This window comes from Glaciibacter kafniensis, from assembly GCF_039538945.1.
Taxonomy (GTDB): domain Bacteria; phylum Actinomycetota; class Actinomycetes; order Actinomycetales; family Microbacteriaceae; genus Cryobacterium; species Cryobacterium kafniensis.
The window spans coordinates 64274-89442 of the sequence record NZ_BAABCN010000010.1 but is presented as its reverse complement, the minus strand read 5'-3'; the positions used below and the strand labels follow the sequence as shown (position 1 = coordinate 89442).

19 protein-coding genes are annotated in these 25169 nt (G+C 65.8%); 15 read left to right on the top strand and 4 right to left on the bottom strand.

The window, feature by feature from the left end; genetic code table 11:
* Positions 1–67: 67 nt before the first annotated feature.
* Positions 68–613, bottom strand: coding sequence for a hypothetical protein (locus tag ABD791_RS14815; RefSeq protein WP_345068112.1), 546 nt, complete (start codon positions 611–613; stop codon positions 68–70).
* Between the two features lie 91 nt (positions 614–704).
* A complete protein-coding gene (locus tag ABD791_RS14810; protein ID WP_345068110.1) occupies positions 705–7007 on the bottom strand; it encodes a ThuA domain-containing protein in 6303 nt (2100 codons plus the stop codon).
* A 925-nt stretch (positions 7008–7932) separates the two neighbouring features.
* Here ABD791_RS14810 and ABD791_RS14805 point away from each other — a divergent pair.
* The 12 genes from ABD791_RS14805 to fgd all read left to right on the top strand — a co-directional run bounded on the left by ABD791_RS14805 (position 7933) and on the right by fgd (position 19366).
* Entirely contained in the window at positions 7933–8889 is a 957-nt protein-coding gene (locus ABD791_RS14805; RefSeq protein WP_345068108.1) for a polyprenyl synthetase family protein, read from the top strand.
* Between the two features lie 28 nt (positions 8890–8917).
* Complete coding sequence (locus ABD791_RS14800) at positions 8918–10135, top strand: inositol-3-phosphate synthase (protein WP_345068106.1); 1218 nt, start codon at positions 8918–8920, stop codon at positions 10133–10135.
* On the top strand, positions 10105–11043 hold the full coding sequence (locus tag ABD791_RS14795; protein ID WP_345068104.1) for an SCO3242 family prenyltransferase: 939 nt from the start codon (positions 10105–10107) through the stop codon (positions 11041–11043). The genes ABD791_RS14800 and ABD791_RS14795 overlap by 31 nt, the downstream gene beginning before the upstream one ends.
* Positions 11040–11927: a sugar phosphate isomerase/epimerase family protein gene (locus ABD791_RS14790; RefSeq protein ID WP_345068102.1), complete on the top strand. Its 888-nt coding sequence runs from the start codon at positions 11040–11042 to the stop codon at positions 11925–11927. Before ABD791_RS14795 ends, ABD791_RS14790 begins: the two co-directional genes overlap by 4 nt.
* Positions 11924–12535, top strand: coding sequence for an EboA domain-containing protein (locus tag ABD791_RS14785; protein ID WP_345068100.1), 612 nt, complete (start codon positions 11924–11926; stop codon positions 12533–12535). Before ABD791_RS14790 ends, ABD791_RS14785 begins: the two co-directional genes overlap by 4 nt.
* A gap of 2 nt (positions 12536–12537) precedes the next feature.
* On the top strand, positions 12538–13416 hold the full coding sequence (locus tag ABD791_RS14780) for a TatD family hydrolase (RefSeq protein WP_345068098.1): 879 nt from the start codon (positions 12538–12540) through the stop codon (positions 13414–13416).
* Positions 13416–14585 carry a metabolite traffic protein EboE gene (gene eboE, locus ABD791_RS14775; protein WP_345068097.1) on the top strand — a complete coding sequence of 390 codons (1170 nt, stop codon included), beginning with the start codon at positions 13416–13418 and terminating at the stop codon, positions 14583–14585. Before ABD791_RS14780 ends, eboE begins: the two co-directional genes overlap by 1 nt.
* On the top strand, positions 14582–15985 hold the full coding sequence (locus tag ABD791_RS14770; protein WP_345068095.1) for an alkaline phosphatase family protein: 1404 nt from the start codon (positions 14582–14584) through the stop codon (positions 15983–15985). Before eboE ends, ABD791_RS14770 begins: the two co-directional genes overlap by 4 nt.
* Positions 15982–16524, top strand: a complete 543-nt coding sequence (gene idi, locus ABD791_RS14765) for an isopentenyl-diphosphate Delta-isomerase (RefSeq protein ID WP_345068093.1) — start codon at positions 15982–15984, stop codon at positions 16522–16524. Before ABD791_RS14770 ends, idi begins: the two co-directional genes overlap by 4 nt.
* A 213-nt stretch (positions 16525–16737) precedes the next feature.
* On the top strand, positions 16738–17655 hold the full coding sequence (locus ABD791_RS14760) for a DUF4097 family beta strand repeat-containing protein (protein ID WP_345068091.1): 918 nt from the start codon (positions 16738–16740) through the stop codon (positions 17653–17655).
* Positions 17652–18263, top strand: a complete 612-nt coding sequence (locus ABD791_RS14755; RefSeq protein ID WP_345068089.1) for a PadR family transcriptional regulator — start codon at positions 17652–17654, stop codon at positions 18261–18263. Before ABD791_RS14760 ends, ABD791_RS14755 begins: the two co-directional genes overlap by 4 nt.
* Positions 18264–18361: 98 nt before the next feature.
* Positions 18362–19366 (top strand): glucose-6-phosphate dehydrogenase (coenzyme-F420), encoded by a 1005-nt coding sequence (gene fgd / locus ABD791_RS14750; protein WP_345068087.1) that lies wholly within the window; start codon positions 18362–18364, stop codon positions 19364–19366.
* Positions 19367–19559: 193 nt separating this feature from the next.
* Here fgd and ABD791_RS14745 read toward each other — a convergent pair whose 3' ends face one another.
* Entirely contained in the window at positions 19560–19841 is a 282-nt protein-coding gene (locus ABD791_RS14745) for a hypothetical protein (protein ID WP_345068085.1), read from the bottom strand.
* Between the two features lie 58 nt (positions 19842–19899).
* Here ABD791_RS14745 and ABD791_RS14740 point away from each other — a divergent pair, with 58 nt between their 5' ends.
* Both ABD791_RS14740 and ABD791_RS14735 read left to right on the top strand, forming a co-directional pair.
* Positions 19900–20385 (top strand): MarR family winged helix-turn-helix transcriptional regulator, encoded by a 486-nt coding sequence (locus tag ABD791_RS14740; protein WP_345068083.1) that lies wholly within the window; start codon positions 19900–19902, stop codon positions 20383–20385.
* Between the two features lie 135 nt (positions 20386–20520).
* Entirely contained in the window at positions 20521–22650 is a 2130-nt protein-coding gene (locus ABD791_RS14735; RefSeq protein ID WP_345068082.1) for an APC family permease, read from the top strand.
* Positions 22651–23527: 877 nt separating this feature from the next.
* Here the strand turns inward: ABD791_RS14735 and ABD791_RS14730 are convergent.
* The gene (locus ABD791_RS14730; protein WP_425562258.1) at positions 23528–24631 is read right to left on the bottom strand and encodes an NAD(P)-binding domain-containing protein; all 1104 of its coding nucleotides are present in this window, start codon (positions 24629–24631) and stop codon (positions 23528–23530) included.
* Between the two features lie 132 nt (positions 24632–24763).
* On the opposite strand from ABD791_RS14730, the gene ABD791_RS14725 reads away from it, so the two are divergent.
* Positions 24764–25033, top strand: coding sequence for a DUF3073 domain-containing protein (locus ABD791_RS14725; RefSeq protein ID WP_345068080.1), 270 nt, complete (start codon positions 24764–24766; stop codon positions 25031–25033).
* Positions 25034–25169 lie beyond the last annotated feature (136 nt).

Here is a 25169-nt window from a genome sequence, read left to right as displayed (position 1 = left end):
ATCGACTAAACGGCGACCACAGCGCGCGTATGTCCGTGCATCCGGCCTGGGTTCCGCAATCAACGCCTCATGCGCGTTGGCGCTTCGCCCGTGCCAGCACGAGCCACAGCACGGCCACACCAATTGCCACGGCCCCGGCGATAAACCACAGCCACGTCGTCACACCGGGCGCTGCTGTCTTTGGGTTCGCAACCGGTTTCGCCTCAACCGGCGCCGCAGGCTCGGCGACCGTCACCTCGGCCGTGACCGAGACGGCACTCGGCACGGTGGTCGAGACGGTCACGGTCCAGTCGCCGACAGGGATGAAGGGCTCAGCGGTCACCCACACGCCCTGGCCCTCCGACGATGACACGAGCGAAACCGGACCGGCCGTGCGCCCGTCGGCCGAGGTAGCCGTCGCAATCGGGTCCATGATCTCCTCCACCACATGCTGGTCTTCGCCGTAATGACCCAGCACCGTTAGCCCACCAGCGCCATCCGGTGAGACAGACAGTTCATACGTGCCGCCGTGGGCGCTCGCGGAGGGTGCGCTCGCGAGGAGCCCCAGCACGATACAGAGGGACGCAAACAGAACGACGACGAGGCGGGATGCTCGGCCGGTGACAGCTGCCATGGTGAAGGCCTTTCGATAAGGGTTCTCCCCGGGGCTGTGCCGGCCCCGGGGAGAACGATGTGTCACTTCTTTTCAGTTGTGGTCCTGCGGGTTAGCTCGCGGAAGCAACCTCGCGGCGACGCTTCGTGACGAGCACCCCGCCGAGTCCGGCGAAGAGCAGGATGAGCGCAAGCGGGATCATGCTCTGCCAGCCGTCGGCGCCGGTCTCGGCCAGTGAACCGCCCGGCGTGGTGGCCGGACCGTTTCCGTTTCCGTTTCCGTTTCCGTTTCCGTTTCCGTTTCCGTTTCCGTTTCCGGGATCTGGAATTGGCGTGGGCGTGGGCGTTGGCGTTGGCGTTGGCGTTGGCGTGGGATCTGGATCGACCGGAGCAGCCGAGACCGTGATCTCCTGACTAGAGGCCACGACCTTGCCCTTGATGAGCGCCCGCACATGGTGCTTGCCCGGGTCGGCTGTCGCGGGCACCCGGACGGTGCTCGTGAAGCCGCTCTTCTCGTTCACTTTCACCGAGGTGATCAGCTGCGGATCTGAGTAGAACCAGATCTCAACGTCGTCACCGGGAGTGAAGCCGGTGCCCGTCACCGTGACGAGTCCGCCGACGACGACTGTGGTGTCGTCGACAACGATCGCCGGTGTCGCCGGTGTGGTGGGAGCAGCCTTGACCTTGAGAGTGCCGGTCTCACTGGCGTTGCCCGCGGTGTCGACTGCACGATAGCTCACAGTGAGCGCCGCATCGGAGGCCGTGAAGCCTCCCGAGTACACGCGCCAACCCGCATCAGCGGCATCCGTCGAGAGTCGGTACTCGATGCGAGCAATGGCGCTCGTCACGTCGGCCGCCTCCAGAGTGATCACCCGAGCGTCGGAGAGGGCAGCGGTCGCGGTCGGAACGACCGTGTCGATCTTCAGATCGAAACGCGTGGACTCAGACGTGTTGCCGTCGGCATCCTTCGCACGCGCCCACACCGAGCTCGCGCCCTCCGTCGAAACGGTAAATGTGTCCGTCAGCGTCGTGAACGCGGTGCCGTCGGTCGAGTATTCAACGGTGACGTCGCCGTCGACCGTCGATGTTCCCGTCGCTGAGACATCGACCGAGGTCGTGTACCAGCCGTTGGCGCCGTTCGGTGCGGCGGGCGATAGTGTGCCCGTCACGGTCAGAACTGGTGTTTCGGGCTCGCTGACCTCGGGAACCTGGAGCGTGGACTCGGCTGACGAGTTGCCCGCCGCATCCTGTGCCCGGTACGTCACCGTCTGCGCGCTGGCCGTAACCGCAACCGCACCTGAGTATGTCGTCCAGCCACCGCCGTCGACGCTGTACTCGATCGAAGCCAGACCGCTCGTCGCATCCGTCGCAGTGATGGCGACGGTGCGCAGCGCGGCGTCACTCGGGTCGACCGCAAGGGTCGCCACCGGCACAGGCGCCGTCTTGTCGATCTTGAACGACACCGTCTGCGGGTCGGTGGTGACTCCCTGTGCCGAAGCGCGGTACGCGATCGAGTGGTTGCCGTCGGTCTGAACGATCACCGGGGAGGTGTATTCGAACCAGTTGGCGGCGTTGTCGAGCTTGTACTCGCGATAGACGGTGCCGCTGCTGCCCTCAGCAGCGACGGTCAGCGACACATCGTTCGTGTACCAGCCGTTCGCGCCAGTGGGGGCACCCGGCGAGAGCACACCCGACGCGACGAGCGGAGCCTCGATCACCCGGAAGTGATCGAACTTCGCCGTTGTCGCCTGCGTCTGCTCTGCACCGAGTGCGAATAGACCGAGCTGAGCTGCGTTCAGACCCGGGTTGGCCACCGTCGCATCGAGGGTTGTCCAGCTCACGCCGTCTTCGCTGAAGGAACCAGTGAAGGTGGTGCCGGCCTTGCTCAGTCGCAGCCAGTAGCTGCCTCCGGCGCCCGTCGCCTTCGGCTGCGGTTGTTGAACGACGCCTCCGATCTCGCTGCGCAGTTCGATCACTCGCGTGATGCCAGAACCCGCGTCGTTCGACGTCATGGTGTTGAGTTTGACGTAGTTGTCCTGGTCTCCGTACAGGATGATGCCACCCTGGTGGTACTTCCGGTCAAACGTCGAGGCGTCCACCTTTGTCTCAACAGTCCAGTCGTCGGCGGGCTGAGGCTGCACGATGATGTTCGGCACCGCAGAATTCGCGGTCGCGTAGATATCCGTCGGCGTCGTGTCGATGGCCAGCTGTCCGTCGGCGACGCGGTAACCCGCCCGGTTTTCGTTCAGCACGCTCCACCGGCAGTCGTCGAGGCGTGTGCCGTCGAACTCGTCGTTCGGCCCAGCCGCACCGGCCGTGTCGTCGGGCGTGATGGTGAACCAGTCGAACCCAGCGTTGATCACGGCAGGCGTCGAACCGGTTCCGGCTACTGCGAAGAGACCGATCTTCGGGTTCGTGATGCCGGCCAGCTGCTTCGTTTCTGGCATTGCAGTGAAGATGACACCGTCAGCCGAGTACGACGCGTTGAGGTTCGTGCCGTCACTTGTCAGCCGGAGGTAGGCCGTGTCCGGAAACTCCGGGCTCAGCGTTGCAGTGTTCGACGCGGCGACTTCCTTCGAGTTGCCTGCCTCTTCCCTGATGTACTGGAAGTAGCGGTCATTCTTTGACTCACCCGTCGCATTTCTAGCGATGAACACCATCTTGGCGTAGTTGTCATCGTTGCCGTAGACGATCAGACCAGCCTGCTGGTAGCCCGCTCGCAGGGGCACCGCAACCTTGGTGGTCGCTTCCCAGGCGCCAGCCGGAAGATCCTGCAACACGATGTTTTTGGCCCCCGCGTTGGCTGTTCCGTTGATGTCGGTCTTCGAAACCGGAATCACCAGGTTTCCGTCCTTCACGACCAGGGTCTGGTCACGACGGATGATGGTGTCCCAGCGGTCCTCGTCAAGTGCGGTGCCCGTGAAGTCGTCGGAACGACCCGCGAAACACATGGCCGGAGCCGCGTCGACGACCGTGATCGTCTGCTTCTTCTCGGCGTAGGCGCCACGCTCATCTGTTGCGCGAACCGTCAACAGGTATGTTCCCGGCTCGGTGTAGACGAACTCCTCGCCGACCCCGCCGACGACGAAGCCGGCCCCCGTGCCCTGATTCCAGGTCGTCACGATCTTCGCGGAGTCGCCGTCAGGGTCGGTTGAGACCGACGCTGCAACGACCGTGAGAGGTGCGCCACCGGTGACTTTGTCATACGTGACAGCGAGTTCGGGGCGCACGTTGTCGGTGACGCCCTTTCCGTTGATCGAGATCCAGTTGACATTGATCCCGCCGGAGAGCAGCACGAAGTACAGTCCGCCCGATCCGGTCGGCGCATCCGCTGGGATGTCCAGCGGGAAGTCGCCGTACGTCTGCCATCCGCCTGTGTTCGGCACAGTGACCTGTCCGAGTTCGGTGCCGGTCGGAGAGCCCCACCGAACGGAGAGCTTGGCGCCGGCTGCGTTCTCGGTAGCCGCACGCAGGCTGATCGAGTCAACGTTCTTCAGGCTCACCGGTTCGTGTGCCCACCAGTCGTTCGGTTCGACAAAAGCAACGTTTCTGCCGCCACCTTGCACATCGGCACTGTTCTCGAGCCGCACGCCGTCGTCGCCGCCGCCCGTGCCACCGATGCGGCCAGTCGAGGTGAAGAACTCAGACTGCATGCGCTTCGGCTGCAAGACGCCGAGACCGTAACCGGTCAGCGGCACGCCTGCCGCACCGCCGTCATCCGTGTACCGTGCGTCAATCACCCAGAAGATGTTCGCGTCGGCGCCATGACCATCGTCGCGACTCGTCTGCAGCACACCCTCACAGCCCTGGAGGGCTTCCATCGGGTGGGCGTGAGCGTCGTGGCCGAGGGCTGGGTGAAGTGAGACCTTCGCGCAATCGAAAGTGCCGTCGGGGTCTGAGACGTTGACTTTGTAGGCGACCTGGTCGCCCCACTCGAAGAATCCGCCGTTGTCGGGGAACTCGATTGAGACGACGGGAATCTCGTTGCCGACCACGACGACCACGTTGGCGACGGCAAACTGCCCGTCTTCCTCTTCTGTGACCGTCAGCTGGGCGGTGTACTGCCCGTTATCGGCGTAGGTGTGGGTCGGGTTCGCTTCGGTGACGATCGGACTACCGTCGCCGAAGTTCCACTCCAGCTTGATTCTGTTGCTGGTCGGGTGGCGCGTTCCTTCGGAACTGAAGTTGACGGTCAGCGGCGCTGGACCGTTTGTCACATCGGCGGCGGCGCGAGCGATCGGCGCCGGGTTTCCGCCGTTGTAGTTGACCTTGTAGATTCCCGAGTCGGCGTTGTTGCCGCCGAAACCGGAGCCCCAGTCGATGGCGTAGAGCGAACCATCCGGACCGAAGTCGAAGTCCATCATGCGGTTGAAGCCCGCGGCCGGGTCGAAGATGCCCGGCAGCGCGCGGTTCACCTTGAAGATTGTGCTGGAGCTGGCGTCGTCGAGTTGGAACGAGTACATCTTGCCCTGGTTCCATTCACCGAACAGAACCTTGCCATCCCAGTACTCTGGCCACTTCACATCGGAGTCGAGATCCTTGTCGTAGTGGTAGACCGGTCCGGCCATGGGCGCCCCGCTCAAACCGATTTCGGAGTAGATCGGAGTGGTGCCGTTTTCCGTCCACCAGTCGGCGCCGACCATCGGAGGAAGAGCGGTCAGGCCAGTGTTGTTCGGGCTGTTGTTGACCAATGCCTTCGGATCGAACTTGGCACCGGAGACCTCGTTGGCGAAGTTGTAATCGTTGTAGCACTTGATTCCGGCACAGTACGGCCATCCGTAGTTGCCGGGTTTCTTGATGATGTTCCACTCCACGGTGCCACCGGGGCCGCGGGTGGCGCTTGCGCTGCCCGCATCGGGGCCGTAGTCGGCGACGTAGAGCGCGTTGGTCTCCTCATCGATTCCGATGCGGAACGGGTTGCGGAAGCCCATCGCGTAAATCTCGGGCTTGGTCTTGTTGGCAGCGTCGGCGGCTTCGTCGAACAGGTTGCCGGCCGGCACCGAGTAGGTTCCGTCGTCGTGAGGGGTGATGCGCAGCACCTTGCCGCGAAGGTCATTGGTGTTGGCCGAGGACTTCTGAGCGTCGAAGTCAGAGCGACCGGCACGCTCGTCGATGGGAACGTATCCGCTCGAATCGAATGGGTTGGTGTTGTCACCGGTCACCAGGATGAGATTTCCCTGGTTGTCGAACACCATGTCGCCGCCGACGTGGCAGCAGTTGTCGCGCTGCACCGGCACCCGCAGAATTGATTTCTCCGTCGCCGTCAGAATGGTCTTCGTCGTGGGGTCATAGGTGAACCGTGAGAGCTTATTGTGCGGCCCGTAGGACTCGACGTTCGCCGGCGACCAGTAGACGTAGACCCAGTTGTTCGTCGCGAAATCGGGGTCGAGCACCAGGCCCTGCAAGCCGTCTTCGTTCGCCGTGAAGACGTTCAACGTGAGAGCAGTCGAGGTGGTCGTGGTCGCGGTGTCGATGCGCATGACTCGTCCATCACGCTCCGCATAGAACACGTCACCGTTCGGGGCGATGTCGAGCATCATCGGGTTGCTCGTGTTGGCGTCCAACGCAACCATGTCGAAGCTGCCCTCGTCGGTGGCAGAACAGTCGGCGGCCTGGTCGCCCGAGGCCGTGCGGATGCCGCCGAGAATGTGCTCAAGGAACTGCGGGTCGGCGTAGTTCTCGTCGACGTGGCCGCCGCCGGTGTACCAGGAGCGTCCACCGTCATAGTTCTGGCACCAGGCGATGGGGTGATCGACGCCCATCGTTCCGCCCGAGTAACTCTTCTCGTCGATGCTCGCCAAGACATGCACTTTGGTGCGCGGATTCTCGCGGTACGCGTACCACTCGTCGTAGCGATTCCAGGTCTCGTCGAGGAAGGCGGTCGACGGGTGAGCCCGGTCTTCGACCTTGATCGTCGCGTTCTGGTTGGACGGGTGGTTTGAGAACTGGGCGCCGACGAGGTCGGCGTACCAGGGCCAGTCATATTCGGTGTCGGCTGCCGCGTGAATGCCTGCGTAGCCTCCGCCGCCTTCGATGTAGTGCTCGAATGCGGTCTGCTGGGAGGCGTCGAGTACGTCCCCGGTCGTCGACAGCCAGATGACGACGTCGTATTGGGCGAGGTTGGCCTCGGTGAATGCGGTCGCGTCTTCGGTGGAATCAACACTGAAGCCGTTGTCGATTCCCAACTGCTTGATCGCAGCGGTCCCCACTTCGATGGAGGTGTGGCGAAAGCCGGCCGTCTTCGAAAAGACGAGAGCCTTGAAATTCGGGGGTACACCCGGATCGGCCAGCGGCACGATCTGAGCGGTTGAAATGGGCGAGAGTGCCGTGGATGCGGATGGCGTGGCCGCCAGGGCCGGCGTCGCCGCGGTCAGGACGCCGGTGGCGACCATGCCGAAGGCTGCGACGGTCGCCATGAATCGCGACCTCCATGGCCGAGAGGGTTGGACAGCAGTGTTCAACGTCTGTGCTCCTTGGATACGGTGCGCCGAGCCGGCGCAGCCGGAATGACCCGGGGTCTTTGACACGTTTCATTTATGGCGACATCGCCCGGAAGTGCTGCAACGGCCCCGTCAACGCTGACCAGACTCAATCTGGTGGTTCGGTTGATCGTATGGCGAGTTTCGTTCTTAATCAAGCAAAACTTGCGTTGAATGCAGGCGTAAGCCGATTTCGAGACGCATTAAAGTCCTGCTCTGGCAGACCGTCTGAGTGCAACCTCGACACCACGCGCGGCGAACGCAGAGTACGTCGAAACGCCTCTCGTCGAACTCCTCGCGGCCCATGAAAGTCTCCACCCCCGAACTCCCCTCACCTTCGAAGCATGCTCCCTAGCCCCATCCGGGGGCCCCTTCTATCGTCAATTCACGCTCTTATGACAGTTGACACAATGCTTATGCCCACTTAGGTTTATCTTTAATATGTAGCACGACATAAGTAATGTGGTGCGCATGCACGACGCTCGGCGGCGAGGGCCCGTCATAGAGTCACTCACCTGTCAATGTCGACAAGGAGCATCATGAGGTTGCGATCCAATTCTGTCCGTCGAACGGGCGGACGCCAGACGAGTGATCCCTCACGTCATGCATCCCACAACCGTGGGGCCGCGCTCAGCCGACACCGACCTGAGAACTCCGGTTTGTTGCGATCAAGCCCTCAGCGATGACGCGCCTGACAGAGGCGCCTCCAGTGCGGTCTGCGGATGCGCGCGACAAGACTCCCGACGATTGCGGGGTCACGCAGCTCGAATCCGCGATCGAAGCCTTTGCGGGAACCGCGCCACGTGTAACGGCCGAGCGATGGCAGCACGTTCGCGCACGATGCGCGGACCTCGGGCCGGCCATGAGCGAGCTGATCGATGCCCTGGAGTCCTCCGATGGCGGCAAATACCTGCGCCCCCGACTCGTTGCCGCCGCCTTCCTCGGAATGGGCGGAACCGACCTGGACATTCTCGGCGAGGTGGCGGGCGCACAGCAGCTGCTCCATATCGGCCTCTGCCTGCACGACGATCTCCTCGATGGCGACCGGATGCGTCACGGGACGGCCAACCTCATCGCTCGGGTCACGGACGTCGGACTCGCCTCCGGACTCGCCGCCGATGTAGCGGAGCGACAGGCGATGGCAGCCGGCCTGCTCGCCGGCGACCTCGCATTGAATGCCGCGATCCGCGCCCTGCTCTCTGTCCCGGCTCTCGATCATGTGCGCCAGCGACTGGCGACGGAGACCACATCCGCCCTCGAGCGCACAATCGCCGGCGAGCTGATCGATGTGCGGTCAGAGGTGATTCCGCCCGTTCAAGCCGAGCCGCTTCGTGTCGCCGAACTCAAGACGGCCGGCTACAGCGTCGCCCTGCCCCTGCGGATGGGCGCGATCGCGGCCGGTGTCACGTCGGAGTCGGTGCTCGACGGACTGCATCGCATCGGAATCGCCTTTGGCATCGCCTACCAGCTCGTCGACGATGACCTTGGACTGTTCGGGTCGGCCGCGCACACCGGCAAGTCGGTGCTCTCCGATGTGCAGCGAGGGAAGCGCACCGAGCATATTCGCGAGGCCTACTCCCGTGCCGGTGCGCCAGACAGGGCTGTGCTGGATCGGCTGCTCGGATTCGGGGACGCGACCGAGAACGACGTTGAGGCCGTGCGCGAGATCGTCGTTCGGACAGGTGCGCGCGACTCGGTACGCGAAACGGTCGACAAACATCTCGAGCACGGAATCCGTCTCGCTCACGCCGGACTTCCCGCAGCACTCGCCGGGCACCTGACGCGGCTCGCCCTCACTCTGCGCGAGCGCACCCGATGACATCACCAACCCACTCTGGAGGAACGAAATGACCATGATCGCCGATCCCGCCCTGCCTCACTCGACGGACGACTCCGCATGGACGAGAGGCCGCGTCGGCTTGTGGCTGATCGGGGCACGTGGGTCGGTAGGCACCACAGTGGCGGTTGGCCTGCACGCGCTCGCGACCGAGATCGCCCCGCCAACGGGCTGCGCGACGGCCGGGGATGCATTCGGGTGGGTGCCGCTGCCCCGATTCGCCGACCTCGTGCTGGGCGGACACGACGTCAGCACGGTCACCCTCGCCGAGCGCGCTGCGCAGCTCGCCGACTCGGGCATGATCCCGCCGCGCTACGTCGCTGCGGTGCACGACGAGCTGAAGCGCGACGACGCGGAGATCCGCCCCGGCTACGATCCGACCCGTCACGCCGGCGCGCAGATCGACGTGGTGCGACGCCTGGCTGCAGACATCGTCTCGTTCCGTGAACGCCACGCCCTCGGCCGCGTCGTCGTCATTGACGTCTCGTCGACGGAGCCGCTGCCGGCCGACCGCGGCGAGTACAGTGACCCCGCCCTTCTCGCGGCCGCACTGGCCGACCCGAGGAAGGCCGTGTTGCCGCCGAGCGCCGTCGCGGCGCTCGCGGCGATCGAATCGGGCAGCGCCTACGCGTGCTTCACGCCGTCGGCCGGCATGGGGCTCCCCGTGCTCCGCGACCTCGCGGAACGGGCAGGCATCCCCTACGCGGGGCAGGACGGGAAGACGGGCGAGACGCTCCTGCGAACGGTGCTCGGTCCGATGTTCACCGCTCGGGGCATGCGCGTGCTCTCGTGGGCGGGAACGAACCTGCTCGGCGGCGGGGACGGTGCGACCCTCGCCGACCCGGAGGCAGTGCGCAGCAAGCTGGCCTCGAAAACCCGCGGACTCAAGAGCCTTGTCGGGGAACACGTCGTCACCCCGCTCCACATCGACAATGTGCCCGACCTCGGTGATATCAAGACGGCGTGGGACCACGTGCACGCAGAGGGCTTCCTGTCCTCGCGAATCACGTTGCAGACCACGTGGAGCGCCTACGACTCGATGCTCGCTGCACCGCTCGTGCTGGATCTCGCCCGACTGCTCGCCCTGGCGAGCGCCACCGGACAGGCTGGCCCGATCGCCGAGCTGGGGTTCTTCTTTAAGGATCCGTGGGGCAGCGACGTGCACGACTTCGCACAGCAGTCGACGGAGCTCCACGAGTGGGCGAGGTCCTCGGCGACCGTGCTGTGAGCGCCGTCTCCGATGTGCTCGAGCTCGTGCGTGCGCCGGCCGCGCTCACCGTTCTGGGCGACACAATGGTTGGAGCGCACGCCGCCGCCCTCCCGTTCGGACCCCGCCGCTGGCTATTGCCCGTCGCATCCGTCTTTCTCTACAGCGGTGGCATGGCGATGAATGACTACGCTGACAGGGCGTTGGATGCGCTCGAGCGACCGGAGCGGCCCATCCCGTCGGGGCGAATCTCGCCCCGGCAGGCTCTCGCCGTGGCGGGCGGATGCCTCGTGGCGGGTCTCGGCCTCGCCGCCGCGGGCGGCGGCCGCCGGGCGTTGACCGTCGCCGTGCCGTTGGCCGGGGCGATCTGTCTCTACAACCTCGCGGCAAAGTCGACGGCCGCCGGGCCACTCTCGATGGCGGCCTGCCGGGGGCTCGACGTGCTGTTGGGCGCTGGTGGCGCCTATGCAGCCCTGCCATCTGCTGGCCTGATCGCGCTTCACACTGCGGGCATCACGGCGCAGTCCAGCGGCGAGGTTCACGGCGGCACAACCTGGGCTGCCCGGGTGAGCATCGGCGTCACGGTGCTGACTGCGTTGGGTGCCGCGCTTGTCGGCGGCATCTCGACCGCCGCGACGGGCCGGTCGGCGGCGGCCGGACGGCGTTCCGGCACCATGGCCGCGGTCGGCGGCACGATAGGCGCGGCCGCGTATCTCGCGGCGACGCTGCCCAGCCAGCTCACTACCCTCGCCGAACCCTCCGCGGCGAACGTGCGAACTGCCACGCGCGCGGGCATCGGGGCGATGATCCCCCTTCAGGCGGCCCTCGTTGCCCGTACTGGTGCTCTCGCCCCCGCCGCGGCCCTCGCGGTCGTTGACCAGGCACGTCGCGCGCTCTCCGCACGGCGCACCGCGGGAGACCTGACGTGACGATCGCATTCGAAGCCACCGCGCAGGGCGCGGGTCCGCTCCCCACGGCGAGCTTCAGCCTGGGCTATGGCAGCAACGGCTTCGCCGACCACACCCTCGACGACGTCGTGCACGTGCTGGAAACAAGCGGATACGGGGCGCTGGCGTTAACCCTCGGCCACCCGCACCTTGACCCGTTCGCCGATGACGCGCTGGACAATGCGGCCCGGCTGAGGCACCGCCTCGATGAATTGGGCTGGCCCGTGGTCGTCGAGACGGGTAGCCGTTACCTGCTCGACCCATTCGTCAAGCACCGACCCACGCTCGTGGACCGCGACGCCGAACTTCGGATGCGGTTCCTGCGCCGCGCCATCGACATCGCAGCGGTGCTCCGCGCCGACTGCGTGTCGCTCTGGTCCGGCGTGCTGCCTGACGACGTCACGCCGACGGAGGGATGGCGAATGCTGCGGGAGCGAATGCTCGGTGTCGTCGAGTACGCCGACGCATCCGGCGTCGCGCTCGGCTTCGAACCGGAGCCCGGCATGCTCGTCGAAACCGTCGCGGACGCGCTACAGCTGCGCCAGGAGCTCGGTGCCCCGCGCGCATTCGGGATCACGGTCGACCTCGGCCATTGCGTCGCCGTTGAACCGGGAGGCGTCGTCGATGCCCTGCGCGCGGCCGGGAACCTGCTGGTCAACGTGCAGGTCGATGACATGTTGCCAGGGGCGCACGAGCACCTCGAACTGGGCCTCGGCCGACTCGATCTGACCGCGGCGCTCAGCACATTGCACGACATCGGATACCGGGGCATAGCGGCCGTGGAACTGCCACGCCACTCGCACGATGCGCCGGGCGTTGCGGCCCGAAGCATGGGGTCGCTCCACCGGGCATGGGAGGCACGATGACAAACACCTGGGTGCTAGACGGCGTGCGGGAGGTGGAGGCCGAGCCCCAACGGATTGTCGGGCTCTTCCCCGCGGCCGGTCGGGCGGTGGGACGGGAACCGGTCGATCCGGTTTCGGACCCCCTCGGCCTCGTGCACGGCACTGCGGACGACCGCGCACGGGAGCGGCTGGTCCAGGCGCTGCTTGCGGCCCTGCCGCCACACGACGCGGCACGGATGCTCGGCGAGCTCTACCACTTCGGCGACGACGCCGAACGCCGCGGGGTTCTCCGGGGCCTCAATGCCGCGCCGCACCTTGCGGATACAGTGGTCACGACCGGCCTCGAACTCGTCGCCGACGCGCTGCGAACAAACGACCCTCGGCTGGTCGCTGCGGCCCTCGGCTCGTTCAGCGGCCGACACATCGACCAGCACGGCTGGCGCCACGGCGTACTCAAAGCAGTCTTCATGGGTGTTCCGCTCGCTGCGGTGTCCGACGTCGAACGACGCAGCGACGCCGAGCTCGCGCGGATGGCCGCCGCCCTCATCGCCGAGCGGCGCGCGGCCCACCGCGACATCAGTGACGACATCGCGCGGCTCGCCGCCGCCACAACCAGGCCGGGAGGCTGACCATGCGAATCTTCGATCCCCACATCCACATGAGCTCGCGCACGACCGACGACTATGTCGCGATGTACGAGGCGGGAGTCCGCGCCGTTGTGGAACCCGCGTTCTGGTTGGGCCAGCCGCGTACGAACGTTGGCAGCTTCGTGGACTACTTCGACTCGCTTCTCGGCTGGGAGCGGTTCCGCGCCGCCCAGTACGGAATCCGGCATCACTGCACGATCGCCCTCAACCCGAAGGAGGCCAACGACCCCCGGTGCCGAGACGTTCTCGACGTGCTCCCGCGCTACCTCGCCAAGGACGGCGTGGTCGCGGTCGGCGAGGTCGGCTACGACTCGATGACGCCAGAGGAGGACGAGGTGTTCGCGGCGCAGCTCGCGCTGGCCCGCGCATTCTCCCTGCCGGCGATGGTGCACACCCCGCACCGCGACAAGGCTGCCGGAACCGCGCGAACGCTCGATGTCGTGCGCGAATCGGGGCTCGCCCCCGAGATGGTCGTGGTCGACCACCTCAACGAGATGACGGTCGGTGCCGTGGCCGACAGCGGATGCTGGATGGGGTTCTCGATCTACCCCGACACGAAGATGGACGAGCAGCGCCTCGTCGCGATCGTGCGCGAATACGGAACCGAGCGAGTGCTCGTGAACTCGGCCGCCGACTGGGGGCACTCCGATCCGCTCAAGACCCGTCACACCGGGCAGGCCATGCTCGACGCCGGATTCAGCGAGCACGACGTCGACGTCGTGCTCTGGCAGAACCCGGTGTCGTTCTTCGGCCAGAGTGGTCGCCTGCACCTCGACCCGGTGCCGGGGTTCGCTGCGGCTGAACCTCCGCCCGCAGGCGTGACATTCGAGGGTAATTCAGTACTGCGAGGAGCGAGAATCTGATGGAGCTTTCCTACTGCACGAACGTGCACCCGGCCGAGGACCTTGCTGGCGTGCTCGAGCAGCTCGACGCGTTCGCGGGGCCAGCCCGAAGGTCGGCCGGCCTGCACGAGCTCGGTGTCGGCCTCTGGTTGCCCGCGGACCTCGCCCGGCAGCTCGCCGAGAGCGCCGAGGACAGGGTACACCTGCGCCAGCGGCTTGAAGCCAACGGCCTCGTGCTCCGAACGATCAACGCGTTTCCCTACGCCGCCTTCCACGCCGACGTCGTGAAGCTCGACGTCTACCTCCCGGACTGGACCGACCCGCGTCGGGCCGCATACACCCTGGATTGCGCCGTCGTCCTTGCCGCGTTCTTGCCGGAGGGCGCGGCCGGCAGCATCTCGACGCTCCCGCTCGGCTGGCGCGAGCCGTGGACGGAAGATGCCGACCGACAGGCATTCGCTGCGCTGACGAGAGTGTCGGACGGCCTGCGAGACCTCCGTCGGGAGACGGGGCGTACGGTACGGATCGCCATCGAGCCGGAACCTGGCTGCGTGCTTGACAGCGTGGCCGATGTCGTCGAGTGGCTCGTGCCGCGCATCGGCACCGACGGTATCGACCCCGAGTTCGTCGGCGTCTGCCTCGACACGTGCCATCTTGCCGTGTCGTTCGCCGACCCAGCGGCAGCCGTGCGTCAGATCGCAGACGCGGGCCTGCGGGTGGTCAAGGTGCAGGCGTCCGCGGCGCTGCACGTCGCCAACCCGGCCGATGCGGAGAGCCGCGACGCGGTCTCCGACTTCGTCGAACAGCGCTACCTGCACCAGACCCGCGAGCTGTCCGCCGACGGAAGCGTGCTCGCCGCCGATGACCTCCCGGAGGCCCTCAGCGAGTTGCCGGCCCGGGGTCCGTGGCGGGTGCACTTCCACGTGCCTCTCCACCTCGCTCCGCGGGCGCCACTGACGGCCACGACCGATGTACTCACCGCGGCGCTCGACGCGGTCAGGGGCATCCCTCACGGGGACGAGGCCCACCTCGACGTCGAGACCTACACCTGGAGCGTGCTGCCCGACGGCGTGGACGACCTCGTCGCCGGCATCGCCGGCGAGGTACGCTGGGCCGCGACCGAGCTGCTCGCCCTGCCCGTTGGGCCCGCCGAGACGACCGCCGCGGCCCTGGCGGGGGTGCGATCATGACCTCTGTCTTGCTCCTCGATGTGGTCGGCCTGACCGCGCGCACCCTCGCGCACATGCCGCGACTCAGCGCCATGGCCGCCTCCGGCGCGCAGGTCCAGCTGGGCACGGTGCTTCCGGCCGTCACCTGCAGCGTGCAGTCGACGATCTTGACCGGCCGGTCTCCGGCCGAGCACGGGATTGTCGGCAACGGCTGGTACTTCCGCGACCAGGGTGAGGTGCATCTCTGGCGCCAACACAACGCCCTCGTGCAGGGGGAGAAAGTGTGGGAGACGGCCCGCCGAGCGCGACCCGACTTCACGGCCGCGAACATCGGCTGGTGGTATGCCATGGGCGCGAGCACCGACATCACCGTCACGCCCCGCCCGATCTACCACGCCGACGGGCGCAAGTCGCCGGACTGCTATGTTCGCCCGCCCGCCCTGCACGACGAGCTGACGGATGCCTTGGGCGAGTTCCCCCTTTTTCAGTACTGGGGCCCGACGGCATCCCTCCGCTCAAGTCGATGGATCATCGACGCCACACGCAAGATCATGCGGGAGTCGCAGTCGGACCTCGTGATGGCCTACCTGCCGCACCTCGACTACGACCTCCAGCGGTTCGGCCCCGACTCGCCAGCGGCCGACCGCGCGGCCGCCGAACTCGACGCCGCTCTTGCGCCGCTTCTCGACGAAGCGAGGGACGCCGGGGCCACCGTCATCGCACTCGCGGAGTACGGAATCGCTGCCGCGAACCAACCCGTTGACATCAACCGCGCCCTCCGCTCCGAAGGTCTGCTCGAGGTGTACACACAGGCCGGACGCGAGCAACTCGATACCTGGACGTCTCGAGCCTTCGCCGTCGCCGACCATCAGGTTGCGCACGTCTATGTGGCCAATCCTGGCGATGTCAGCCGGGTGCGTGACCTGCTGCGACGCCTGCCAGGCGTCGACGAGGTGCTCGACCGCGCCGATCAGGCGCGGTATGGCCTCGACCACGAACGATCGGGTGAACTCGTGGTGATCGCTCAACCGGGGGCCTGGTTCACCTACTACTACTGGCTCGACGACGACAAAGCACCCGAGTTCGCGCGTGCTGTCGACATCCATCGCAAGCCTGGGTACGACCCCGCGGAGCTGTTCTTCGACCCCGCCGACAAGCTCGCCAAGGCGAAGGCCGGCCTGGGGCTCCTGCGAAAGAAGGTGGGGCTGCGCTACGCGATGAATGTCGTTCCGCTCGATCCCTCGTGGGTACGCGGCACGCATGGGCGACTCCCCAGCTCCGACGCTGACACTCCGCTGCTGCTGTGCTCGGATGCGGAGCTCCCGTTCTGGGATACGGCGTCAGAAACGGTGCCGGCCGCCGGCGTCCGCGACCTCATCTTGCAGGCGGCAGGGGTGGCACACGTGGTAACCGGGCGATGAACGGGGCGCGTGCCGCAGAGAAGGTGGTCCTCCTGGATGCGACGGGCGCGGCGATCGGCGAGATGGACAAGGCTCGTGTTCACGGGGCAGACACACCGTTGCACCTTGCGTTCTCGTGCTACGGATTCGGCGCAGACGGGCGGATGCTGCTCACGCGGCGCTCCCTCGAGAAACAGACCTGGCCCGGCGTATGGACGAACACCTGCTGCGGTCATCCGGCTCCGGGAGAAAGTTTCGAGGAGGCGATCCGGCGCAGAATGGTCTCGGAACTCGGCGTGGAGCCCGCCGCCGTGCGCCCAGTGCTTCCGAACTTTCGGTACCGCGCGGTGGCTCCCGATGGCATGGTCGAGAACGAGGTGTGCCCGGTCTATTTCGCCGAGCTATCCGCCAACCCGAGTCCTGCTGCCTCCGAGGTGATGGATTGGGAATGGGTGCGAATGTCGGACTTCCTGTACGCCGCCGCGGCGACACCGTTTCTGTTCAGTCCGTGGAGTGTGCTGCAGGCGCGCGAGCTGAGGGAGAGGGGAGTTCTCAGCTGAGCCTCATCCGGGGGCCAGCATGAGACGAGACCCGACATCCGGAGAGAGTCCGCCAAATTAGTTCTGAATCGCTGCAGACCGGCGCGCCAGCTTCTTGCGAACTCGACAGACGCGATATATCGTGAGATATGCAAGACGCGATATATCGCGTCGATTGCATATCGGACATGAGATTTCAGCATCCGCCCGTCGGATGCCCCGAAGGAGCAGACAATGACCCTCGAAAAGTGGCTGGTGTCGCCCGGCCAGACGAAAATCATCGATATCGAACTGGTGCGGCATCTCAAGGTCAGCCTCATCGCCGGCCGAGTGGATGTGATCGGGCACGACGAGCCCGGCGCCCGCGTGACCGTGCACAGCGTCAGCGGCAAGGACCTCAAGATTTCGATGGACGGCGACATGCTCGAAATCGACCACCCGCAGCTGCGCTGGGACAACTTCATTGAGGTTTTCAGTTCGTTCCGCGGAACGGCGCGCGCCGACGTGAGCATTATGGTTCCGCGCGATGTCGCGCTCAAGTTCGGGGTCATCTCCGCCGATGCCCTCGTCTCCGGCCTCGCCAACGACGCACGCATCAGCACCGTCACCGGCGACATCGTCATCGACGGCAGCACCGGTGCCCTCGAGTTGAACAGCGTGAGCGGCGAATTTTCGGTGCGCAGCCACACGGGCGACATCTCGGCACACACAGTCTCCGGCGATGTGACAGTGAGCGGCAACATCCGTCGCTTCAGTGTCGACGGGGTCTCTGGCAACGTCTTCGTCGACATCGACGGAGTGCCAGACCGCATCAACACCAACTCGGTGAGCGGCAATCTGACCGTGCGCCTCGGCGCCGAGGTCGCAGCCCGCTACCGCATCAACACCGTCTCCGGCACCCTGCAGCTCGATGACCGCACCGTGCGCGGCACCCTCGGCAAGGGCTACGACTCCAGCGTCGGCGACCTCTCTGGCAGCTGGCTCGAGCTCAACGCGAAGTCGGTGTCTGGCGACGTCTCGGTCGTGCGACGCCCCTACAACGCCGAGCAGAGCGCACCGACGACGGATTCCTCCAGCGACACCTCGAGTGCGCATGACACGTCGAGTGCGCACGACACGTCGGCCTCCGGCGAGAGCGGAGCATCGGAATGACTCCCCCAGTCTTCTCACACGGCAGCCTCCGGCTCTACCTGCTCAGCCTGCTGGCCGAGCAGCCGCGCCACGGCTACGAACTGATTCAGGCCCTCAGCGACCGCTTCGGCGGAACCTACAGCCCGAGTGCCGGAACCATCTACCCCCGACTCGCCAAGCTCGAAGAAGAAGGGCTCGTCACAAAGATCTCAGACGGGCGCAAAACCGTCTACGAGATCACGGATGCCGGTCGGGCGGAGTTGGCTTCCCGCTTGGACGAACTCGGAAACATCGAAAATGAGGTCACCGATTCGGTGCGCCGTCTGGCCGATGAGGTGCGTTCCGGCGTGAATGCCGCGATGAAGAGTCTGCGTGCGGACCTCGCCTCCGCAGCGCGCGAGGCCAAGAGCGAGTCGAAGAGCTCGGACAGTGAGAGCAATCTGCACACCGAGTCGAATCGCGCTCTGCACGAAGCCGACATGGTGCTCAACGAATTTCGGCAGCAGTTGCGCGCCGACCTTCGCACCGCGGCGTACCGCTCCCGCGTTCCCGCCGACACCGTCTCTGAGCTGCGACGCCAGCTCGATGCGGTGCGTTCCAGCATCCTGGCCTCGATCAATCCTCGGTAGTCTCAGAGACAGGCGCAGCGAGGCGCTGACCGGCGCTGACCGGCGCGCTGTCGCTGGAGCATCGACAGTGACATCGACATTAACAAAGTGGAGGCACCGTGTTGAAATTGGGCTTGAAGGCATCGGCTGAGCAGTTTGGGCCGCGCGATCTCGTTGAACTGGGCGTCATGGCCGAAGAACACGGGCTCGACAGCGTCACGGTGAGCGACCACTTTCAGCCCTGGCGGCACGTCGGCGGCCACGCCCCCTTCTCGCTCGCGTGGATGACTGCCGTCGGCGAGCGCACGAAACGCGTGCAAATCGGCACCTCCGTTTTGACCCCGACCTTTCGCTACAACCCCGCGGTGATCGCCCAGGCCTTCGCCACCATGGGCTGCCTCTACCCGGGACGCATCATGCTCGGCGTCGGCACCGGCGAAGCCCTCAACGAGATCGCCACCGGCTACACCGGCGAGTGGCCCGAATTCAAGGAACGCTTCGCTCGCCTGCGCGAGTCGGTCGACCTCATGCGCCAGCTCTGGGTCGGCGACCGCGTCGACTTCGAGGGCGAGTACTACACGACAAAGGGCGCGTCGATCTATGACGTTCCGGAGGGGGGAATCCCGGTGTACATCGCGGCCGGCGGCCCCGTCGTGGCTCGCTATGCCGGCCGCGCCGGCGACGGTTTCATCTGCACCTCGGGCAAGGGCATGGAGCTCTACACCGAGAAACTGCTCCCTGCAGTTGCCGAGGGCGCAGAACAGGCCGACCGCGACGCATCCGCCATCGACCGGATGATCGAGATCAAGATCTCCTACGACACCGATCGTGAGCAGGCACTCGAGAACACGCGCTTCTGGGCCCCGCTGTCGCTCACACCCGAGCAGAAGCACTCGATCGAAGACCCGATCGAGATGGAGGCCGCAGCCGACGCGCTGCCGATCGAACAGGTCGCCAAGCGCTGGATCGTCTCGTCAGATCCCGACGAGGCTGTGTCGCTGATCAAGCCGTACCTTGACGCCGGGCTGAACCACCTGGTCTTCCACTCCCCCGGACACGATCAGAAGCGCTTTCTCGAACTGTTCGAGCGCGATCTGGCGCCGCGTCTGCGCGCGCTGGGCTAGAGCACTCCTGCCGCCGCGCGGGTCGGATGCCGCTGCGCCCGTTGGCGCCAACGCGCGCGGCGGCGCCCGACCCGCGTGACCCGTTGGTCGAGGAGCGCGCTCGCAAGCTCGCGCGCTCCTCGATCAACGAAAGGCCATATACCTAATAGACGCGGCCGACTCCGTCGGGCGCTCCTCGATCAACGGGGAAGGGCTACTCCCCCTCGAGAGCCGCCCGGCGCTCCGCCGCCTGCTCCGGTGTCGGGTGATAAATCTGGGTGCGCTCCCCCGAGCGGTCGATCTCGTGCACGCTCATCAGTTCGCCGCACATCGGGCACACCGACTGCGCCTTCGCCGCGCGCACCTCGGCCTCCGGCTCATCCGTGTAGGGCCCGAGCGGCGGCGGCCCGATCCACGGAAAGAGCGTGCGGTTGACCCACGCCGTGAGCCCGCCAGGTTTGCGTCCGGCGCCCGAAGAATTTGTCGTTCGTGCCATAATCGTTAGTGTACTAAGTAATACTGATGGTTGCGAATCACGATAGATCGGAGGCGCCATGTCGACGGACGCGCCCAACCTGCTCCAACTCGAGGAGCAAGTCTGCTTCGCCCTGGCCATTGCTTCCCGCAGCGTCAACGCGATCTACCGCCCGATTTTGGAGCCCTACGGCCTCACCCACCCGCAATATCTGGTCATGCTCGCCCTCTGGGAGCGCAGCCCCCGCTCGGTCAAAGAACTCGGCTCCGCCCTGCAACTCGAGCCAGCCACCCTCTCCCCTCTGCTCAAGCGCTTGGAGGCCGCCGGCCTCGTCACCCGCGAGCGCAGCAGCATCGACGAGCGGATGCTGGACGTGTCGCTGACCGATGCCGGGCTGACACTGCGCGCGGAGGCCGAGACCATCCCACCCCGCATCATCGACCAGCTGGGCATGAGCATCGACGAACTCGCCACCCTGCGATCCGCGCTCTGGCGAGTCATCGGGGCGGCGCAAAACTCCGGCACCGAACGCACGACGCGCGCGACACAGACATCGATCGCGTGACAGTCTCGAACGGTACAACACGCCGGGGCGACTGATTATTTCGCCACCGCGCCGTGCGGGTGAGTCGCAATCGATACCCGAGTTGTTACCAATTCCGTCCTTTCTCCGAGTTTCACAGGAGTAGTGTCGTCCCTCGTGACAAACGAGGGCGCAACGCCACCATTAGAAGACCGGTCCCCCAAACGGTGGATCATCGGCGACCCGCTCCCGAGCGAACACCTCGAAGGCCAGCTGCTGACGAAGCGCCTCGCGCTCCCGATTTTCGCCAGTGACGCACTGTCGAGCGTCGCGTATGCGCCACAGGAACTGATGATGATCCTGACCATCGGCGGTCTGGCGATGCTCAGCTTCACCCCGTGGGTCGCCGCGGTCGTCGTGCTGCTCATGCTCGTCGTCGTCGCGTCGTACCGTCAGCTCATCAAGGCCTACCCCTCTGGCGGCGGCGACTACGAAGTCGCCTCGAAGAACATTGGTGAGAAGGCCGGCCTGGTCGTCGCATCCGCTCTGCTCGTCGACTACGTGATGACCGTCGTCGTCTCGATCGCCAGCGGTGTGGACAACATCATTTCGGCGTTCCCCGCATTGGCCCCGATCCGGGTCGAAATGGCCGTCGTCTTCGTCATCATTCTCGCCGCGGCGAACCTGCGCGGCATCCGCGAGTCGAGCACCGCGTTCGCCATCCCGACCTACCTGTTCATCGCCAGCGCCGGCCTGCTCGTGGTGGTCGGGCTCACCCGTGTCGCACTCGGCGACGCCCCCGTCGCCGAGTCGGCCGCCTACGGCGTGCAAGCCGAGAACCTCGGCCAGGCGGCGTTCATCTTGCTGCTGCTGCGCTCATTCGCAAGTGGTTGTAGCGCCCTGACCGGTGTCGAAGCGATCGCCAACGGCGTTCCCGCGTTCCGCCGCCCGAAGATCAAGAACGCGCAGAAGACCCTCGTCTTGATGGGTGGCATCGCCGTCACGCTGTTCATCGGCCTGACGACTCTCGCGCTTGTCTCCGGCGTGCATTACGCCGAGAACCCCTGTGACCTCATCGGCTGGACCGACTGCGCGACCTCACCGCAACGCAGCCTGATCGCCCAGATCGGAGCGGCGACGTTCGGCAACAACACCGTGCTCTTCTACGTGCTGCAAGCGGCAACGGCCGCCGTGCTGCTGTTGGCCGCCAACACGGCGTTCAACGGATTTCCGCTGCTCGGCTCGGTACTCGCGAAGGACTCCTACGCCCCCAAGTCGCTCAGCACCCGCGGCGACCGCCTGATCTACTCGAACGGCGTGCTGCTGCTCGCCTTGGCCGCTTGCCTCATCCTGATCGTCTTTCAGGCCAATCTGACGGTGCTGATTCAGCTCTACATCATTGGCGTTTTCGTGTCATTCACACTCGGTCAGACCGGAATGGTGCGCCACTGGCTCGCCTTGCTGAAGACGAACCCGCCGAACCGTGGCTCCATCATCCGCAGCCTGTCGATCAACGGCGTCGGCGCCCTGCTCACCTTCGTGGTGCTGATCGTCGTGACCATCACCAAGTTCACCCACGGCGCCTGGCTCGTGTTCGTGATGATGCCAGTGCTGTTCATCCTCATGCTCGGCGTGAACCGCTACTACCGGGATGTTGCCAAAGAGATCGAGGTCGACCCGGTCACCACCTTCGGCGCGCAGGGCGACCACGCCATTGTGCTCGTCGGCAAGATGCAGAAGCCGACGCTGAAGGCGTTGGACTACGCAATCGCCGCACGGCACGAGAGCATCGAGGCCGTGCACGTGTCGATCGACGAGGAAGAGACGAAGCAGCTCAAGCGTGACTGGGTGAAGCAGAACATCCAGGTGCCGCTGCGCATCGTCGAATCGCCGTACCGCGACATCAGTTATCCGCTGATCAACTACGTCAAAGAGCACCGTGCCGCCCACGGCTCTGAGGTCGTCACCGTGTACACCCCGATCTACATCGTCGGACACTGGTGGGAGTCGTTGCTGCACAACCACAAGGCCCGGCGCATCCGCCAGAAGCTGATGCTTGTGCATGGCGTGACGATCGCGCTCGTGCCCTGGCTGCTCGACTCGTCTGAGCTGATCTACGGGCGTCGGTCACGGCCGATTCCCGGTCAGGATCGCCGTGGCGAGCCGGTGCGTTCGCGCCCGATCCCTCGCAAGCCCCTGGCTCCGGCCGCCGCCCCGACGCCGGGCGAGCACAAACCGGTGACCGTTGTGGCCGGGCCGCCGCCGCAGTCGCGCCCCTCGGCGTCGCGGAGGCGCAAGCGCAAGTAGGTGCGTGTTGCTCGCCATCTCGATGGTCGAGGAGCTTCGGCGATCGAGCCGATTCGGTGGTCAAGCCGCTTCGGTGATCGAGCCTGTCGAGATCCAGCGGGCCGACCCTCGAACGCAACCCAAGTTCAGCGATCGGCTGTTGCGTTCGAGAGCTCGACCACCACATTACCGCCGCGCGGGTCAGGCGCCGCTACGCGCGCCGGCCCCAGTGCGCGCCGCGGCATCGAACCCGCGCAACGGTATTTCGCCTGAAAGCGGCCGGGCTTCCGACCCGCGCGGCGGCGCTCAACCCGCGCAGCGCCATCCGTGGTCGGCCCGTTTCGCAATCCGAGGGCCGAAGGCCGCGACGCCCATTGAGTTCAGTGGGCGTCGCGGTTCTCGACCTGCGCAGCACCAACGATCGGCCTGAGACACATGCCGATGGCCGGGGCGGGCACGCGGAGCGGCTAATGGGGTCGGCAAGCTCGACCAACCGATCGGTGGTCGAGCCGCTTCGGTGATCGAGGAGCAGCCGACGGAGGAGGCCGCGTCATTTCGTTGGTCGAGGAACGAGCGAGCGAAGCGAGCCCGTGACTAATAGGCAGACGGGCCAATTCGTTGGTCGAGGAGCACGCGACGAAGGAGCGCGCGTCTCGAGACCCGGCGAGCTGATCTCTTGACGTGGGTTGCGTTTGAACGTCGTCTCACCGGGTCTCGAGACACTCGCTGGCGCTCGCTCCTCGACCACCGAAATGGTCAAATCGTCCACCACAATGCCGCGCAGCGGCCCGGAAGCTCGAGACCGGGCGAGCCAATCTCTTGACGTGGGTCGCGGTTGAGGATTGGCTCACGGGGTCTCGACCCGATCGCGGGCGGCCTCCTCGACCAACGGGAGCGGCTAGAGTAGCGCCACGATCTGTCGAGCAATCATGCGGCCGGCCCGATTCGCTCCGATCGTGCTCGCCTGCGGGCCGTAGCCGGCCAAGAAGATGCGTGGGTCGGTCCAGGATGCCCCGGCGCCGACGGTCAGGCCGCCGGCCTTCTCGCGCAGCTTGAGCGGGGCGAGGTGCCGCAGCTCCGGCCTGAACCCCGATGCCCAGATGATCGCATCCGCTTCGGTGAAGCTGCCATCTGACCAGCGCACCCCGTTCGGTTCGATTGCGGTGAAGATGGGGCGGGTGACGAGGAGTCCGCGTTCGATACCGGCGGCGATACGCCGACTGACGGGCACACCGGTGCCACTGACGATGCTGGGGAGCGCGCGCCCGCTCCTGGCCGCCTCATCCTGCGCGGCAACGGCCGCCGACGCACCCTCAAGGTCGAGTTCTTCGGTGTGCACCCAGTCGATCGGGCGTCGGGACGCCCAAGTCAGCTCGGCCGCGACATTCTCCAGTTCGAGAAGAAAGCCGATCGCCGACGTTCCACCGCCGACAACGACGACACGCTGGCCGGCGAACTCCTGCGCCGATCGATACTGTGCGGTGTGCACATGGCGCCCGGCAAACGTGTGCGCGCCCGGGTAGTAGGGAACGAAGGGGGCGCCCCAGGTTCCGGTGGCGTTCACGAGAAGTCGGGCCGACGTTTCGCGTTCGCCCCGTTCGGGCGATGTCGACGCCACGACGAGATCCGCGCGTCGATTGAACACAGAGGTCACCGAGACCGGGCGCTCGACGTGCAGTTCGAAGTGCTCCTCGTAGCGGCGGTAATAGTCGGCGACCACATCCTTCGCCGGCAGCGAGCGGTCGGCCGTATCAAAGCTGATTCCCAGCTCGGCCATCCCCGGAAGGTCGTTCACATGGTGCGCCGTGCCGAGCCGCAGCGAATCCCACCGATGCTGCCAGGCGCCACCGGCATCCGGCCCGCGGTCGAACATCACGAAATCACGCCCGGAAACCAGCTCAAACCGGCGCAAATAGTAGGCAACGGAGAGCCCGGCCTGGCCCGCGCCGATGATCACGACGGGCACGCTTTGCTCGCTCGTCACCGCTCCCCTATCGCTCAATTTGAGATTCGCACCACTGCCGCGGGGCCTCGGGCCCACCATGCTAAACTAGCGGTTAGTTTTCATACATTCGGTTCGGTAAATCCCAAGTGGCATCGCCTCACTTGGCCTGGCATCGTAAGGGGGTCACGCATGGGGCGCGGCCGTCAAAAAGCAAAGCACACCAAGGTTGCCCGTGAGCTGAAGTATTTCAGCCCGGACACCAACTACAACGCGCTTGAGCGTGAGCTCACGGGGCATCCGACCGACGACCCTCTGAACCGTGAAAATCGGGTCGGGGAAAGCCGGCTCGGTGAAGATCGGTTGGATGAAGACCTAGCCAAGTGGCCGGAGTACGAGCCGGCCGAGTCTGACGACTACGTCGACCACTACGCCCCCGAAGACGAGCAAAAGCGCGCGTAGTCGGTCTGCATCGTCGGTTTGCATCGTCGGTTTGCATACGACGAGATCACCGACGTCGTTCTTTGTCGAAACGCCGAGCGTCGCAGCGCATGCGACGACGCTCGGCGTTTTCGTGACCCGTTTTCGTGACCCGCTC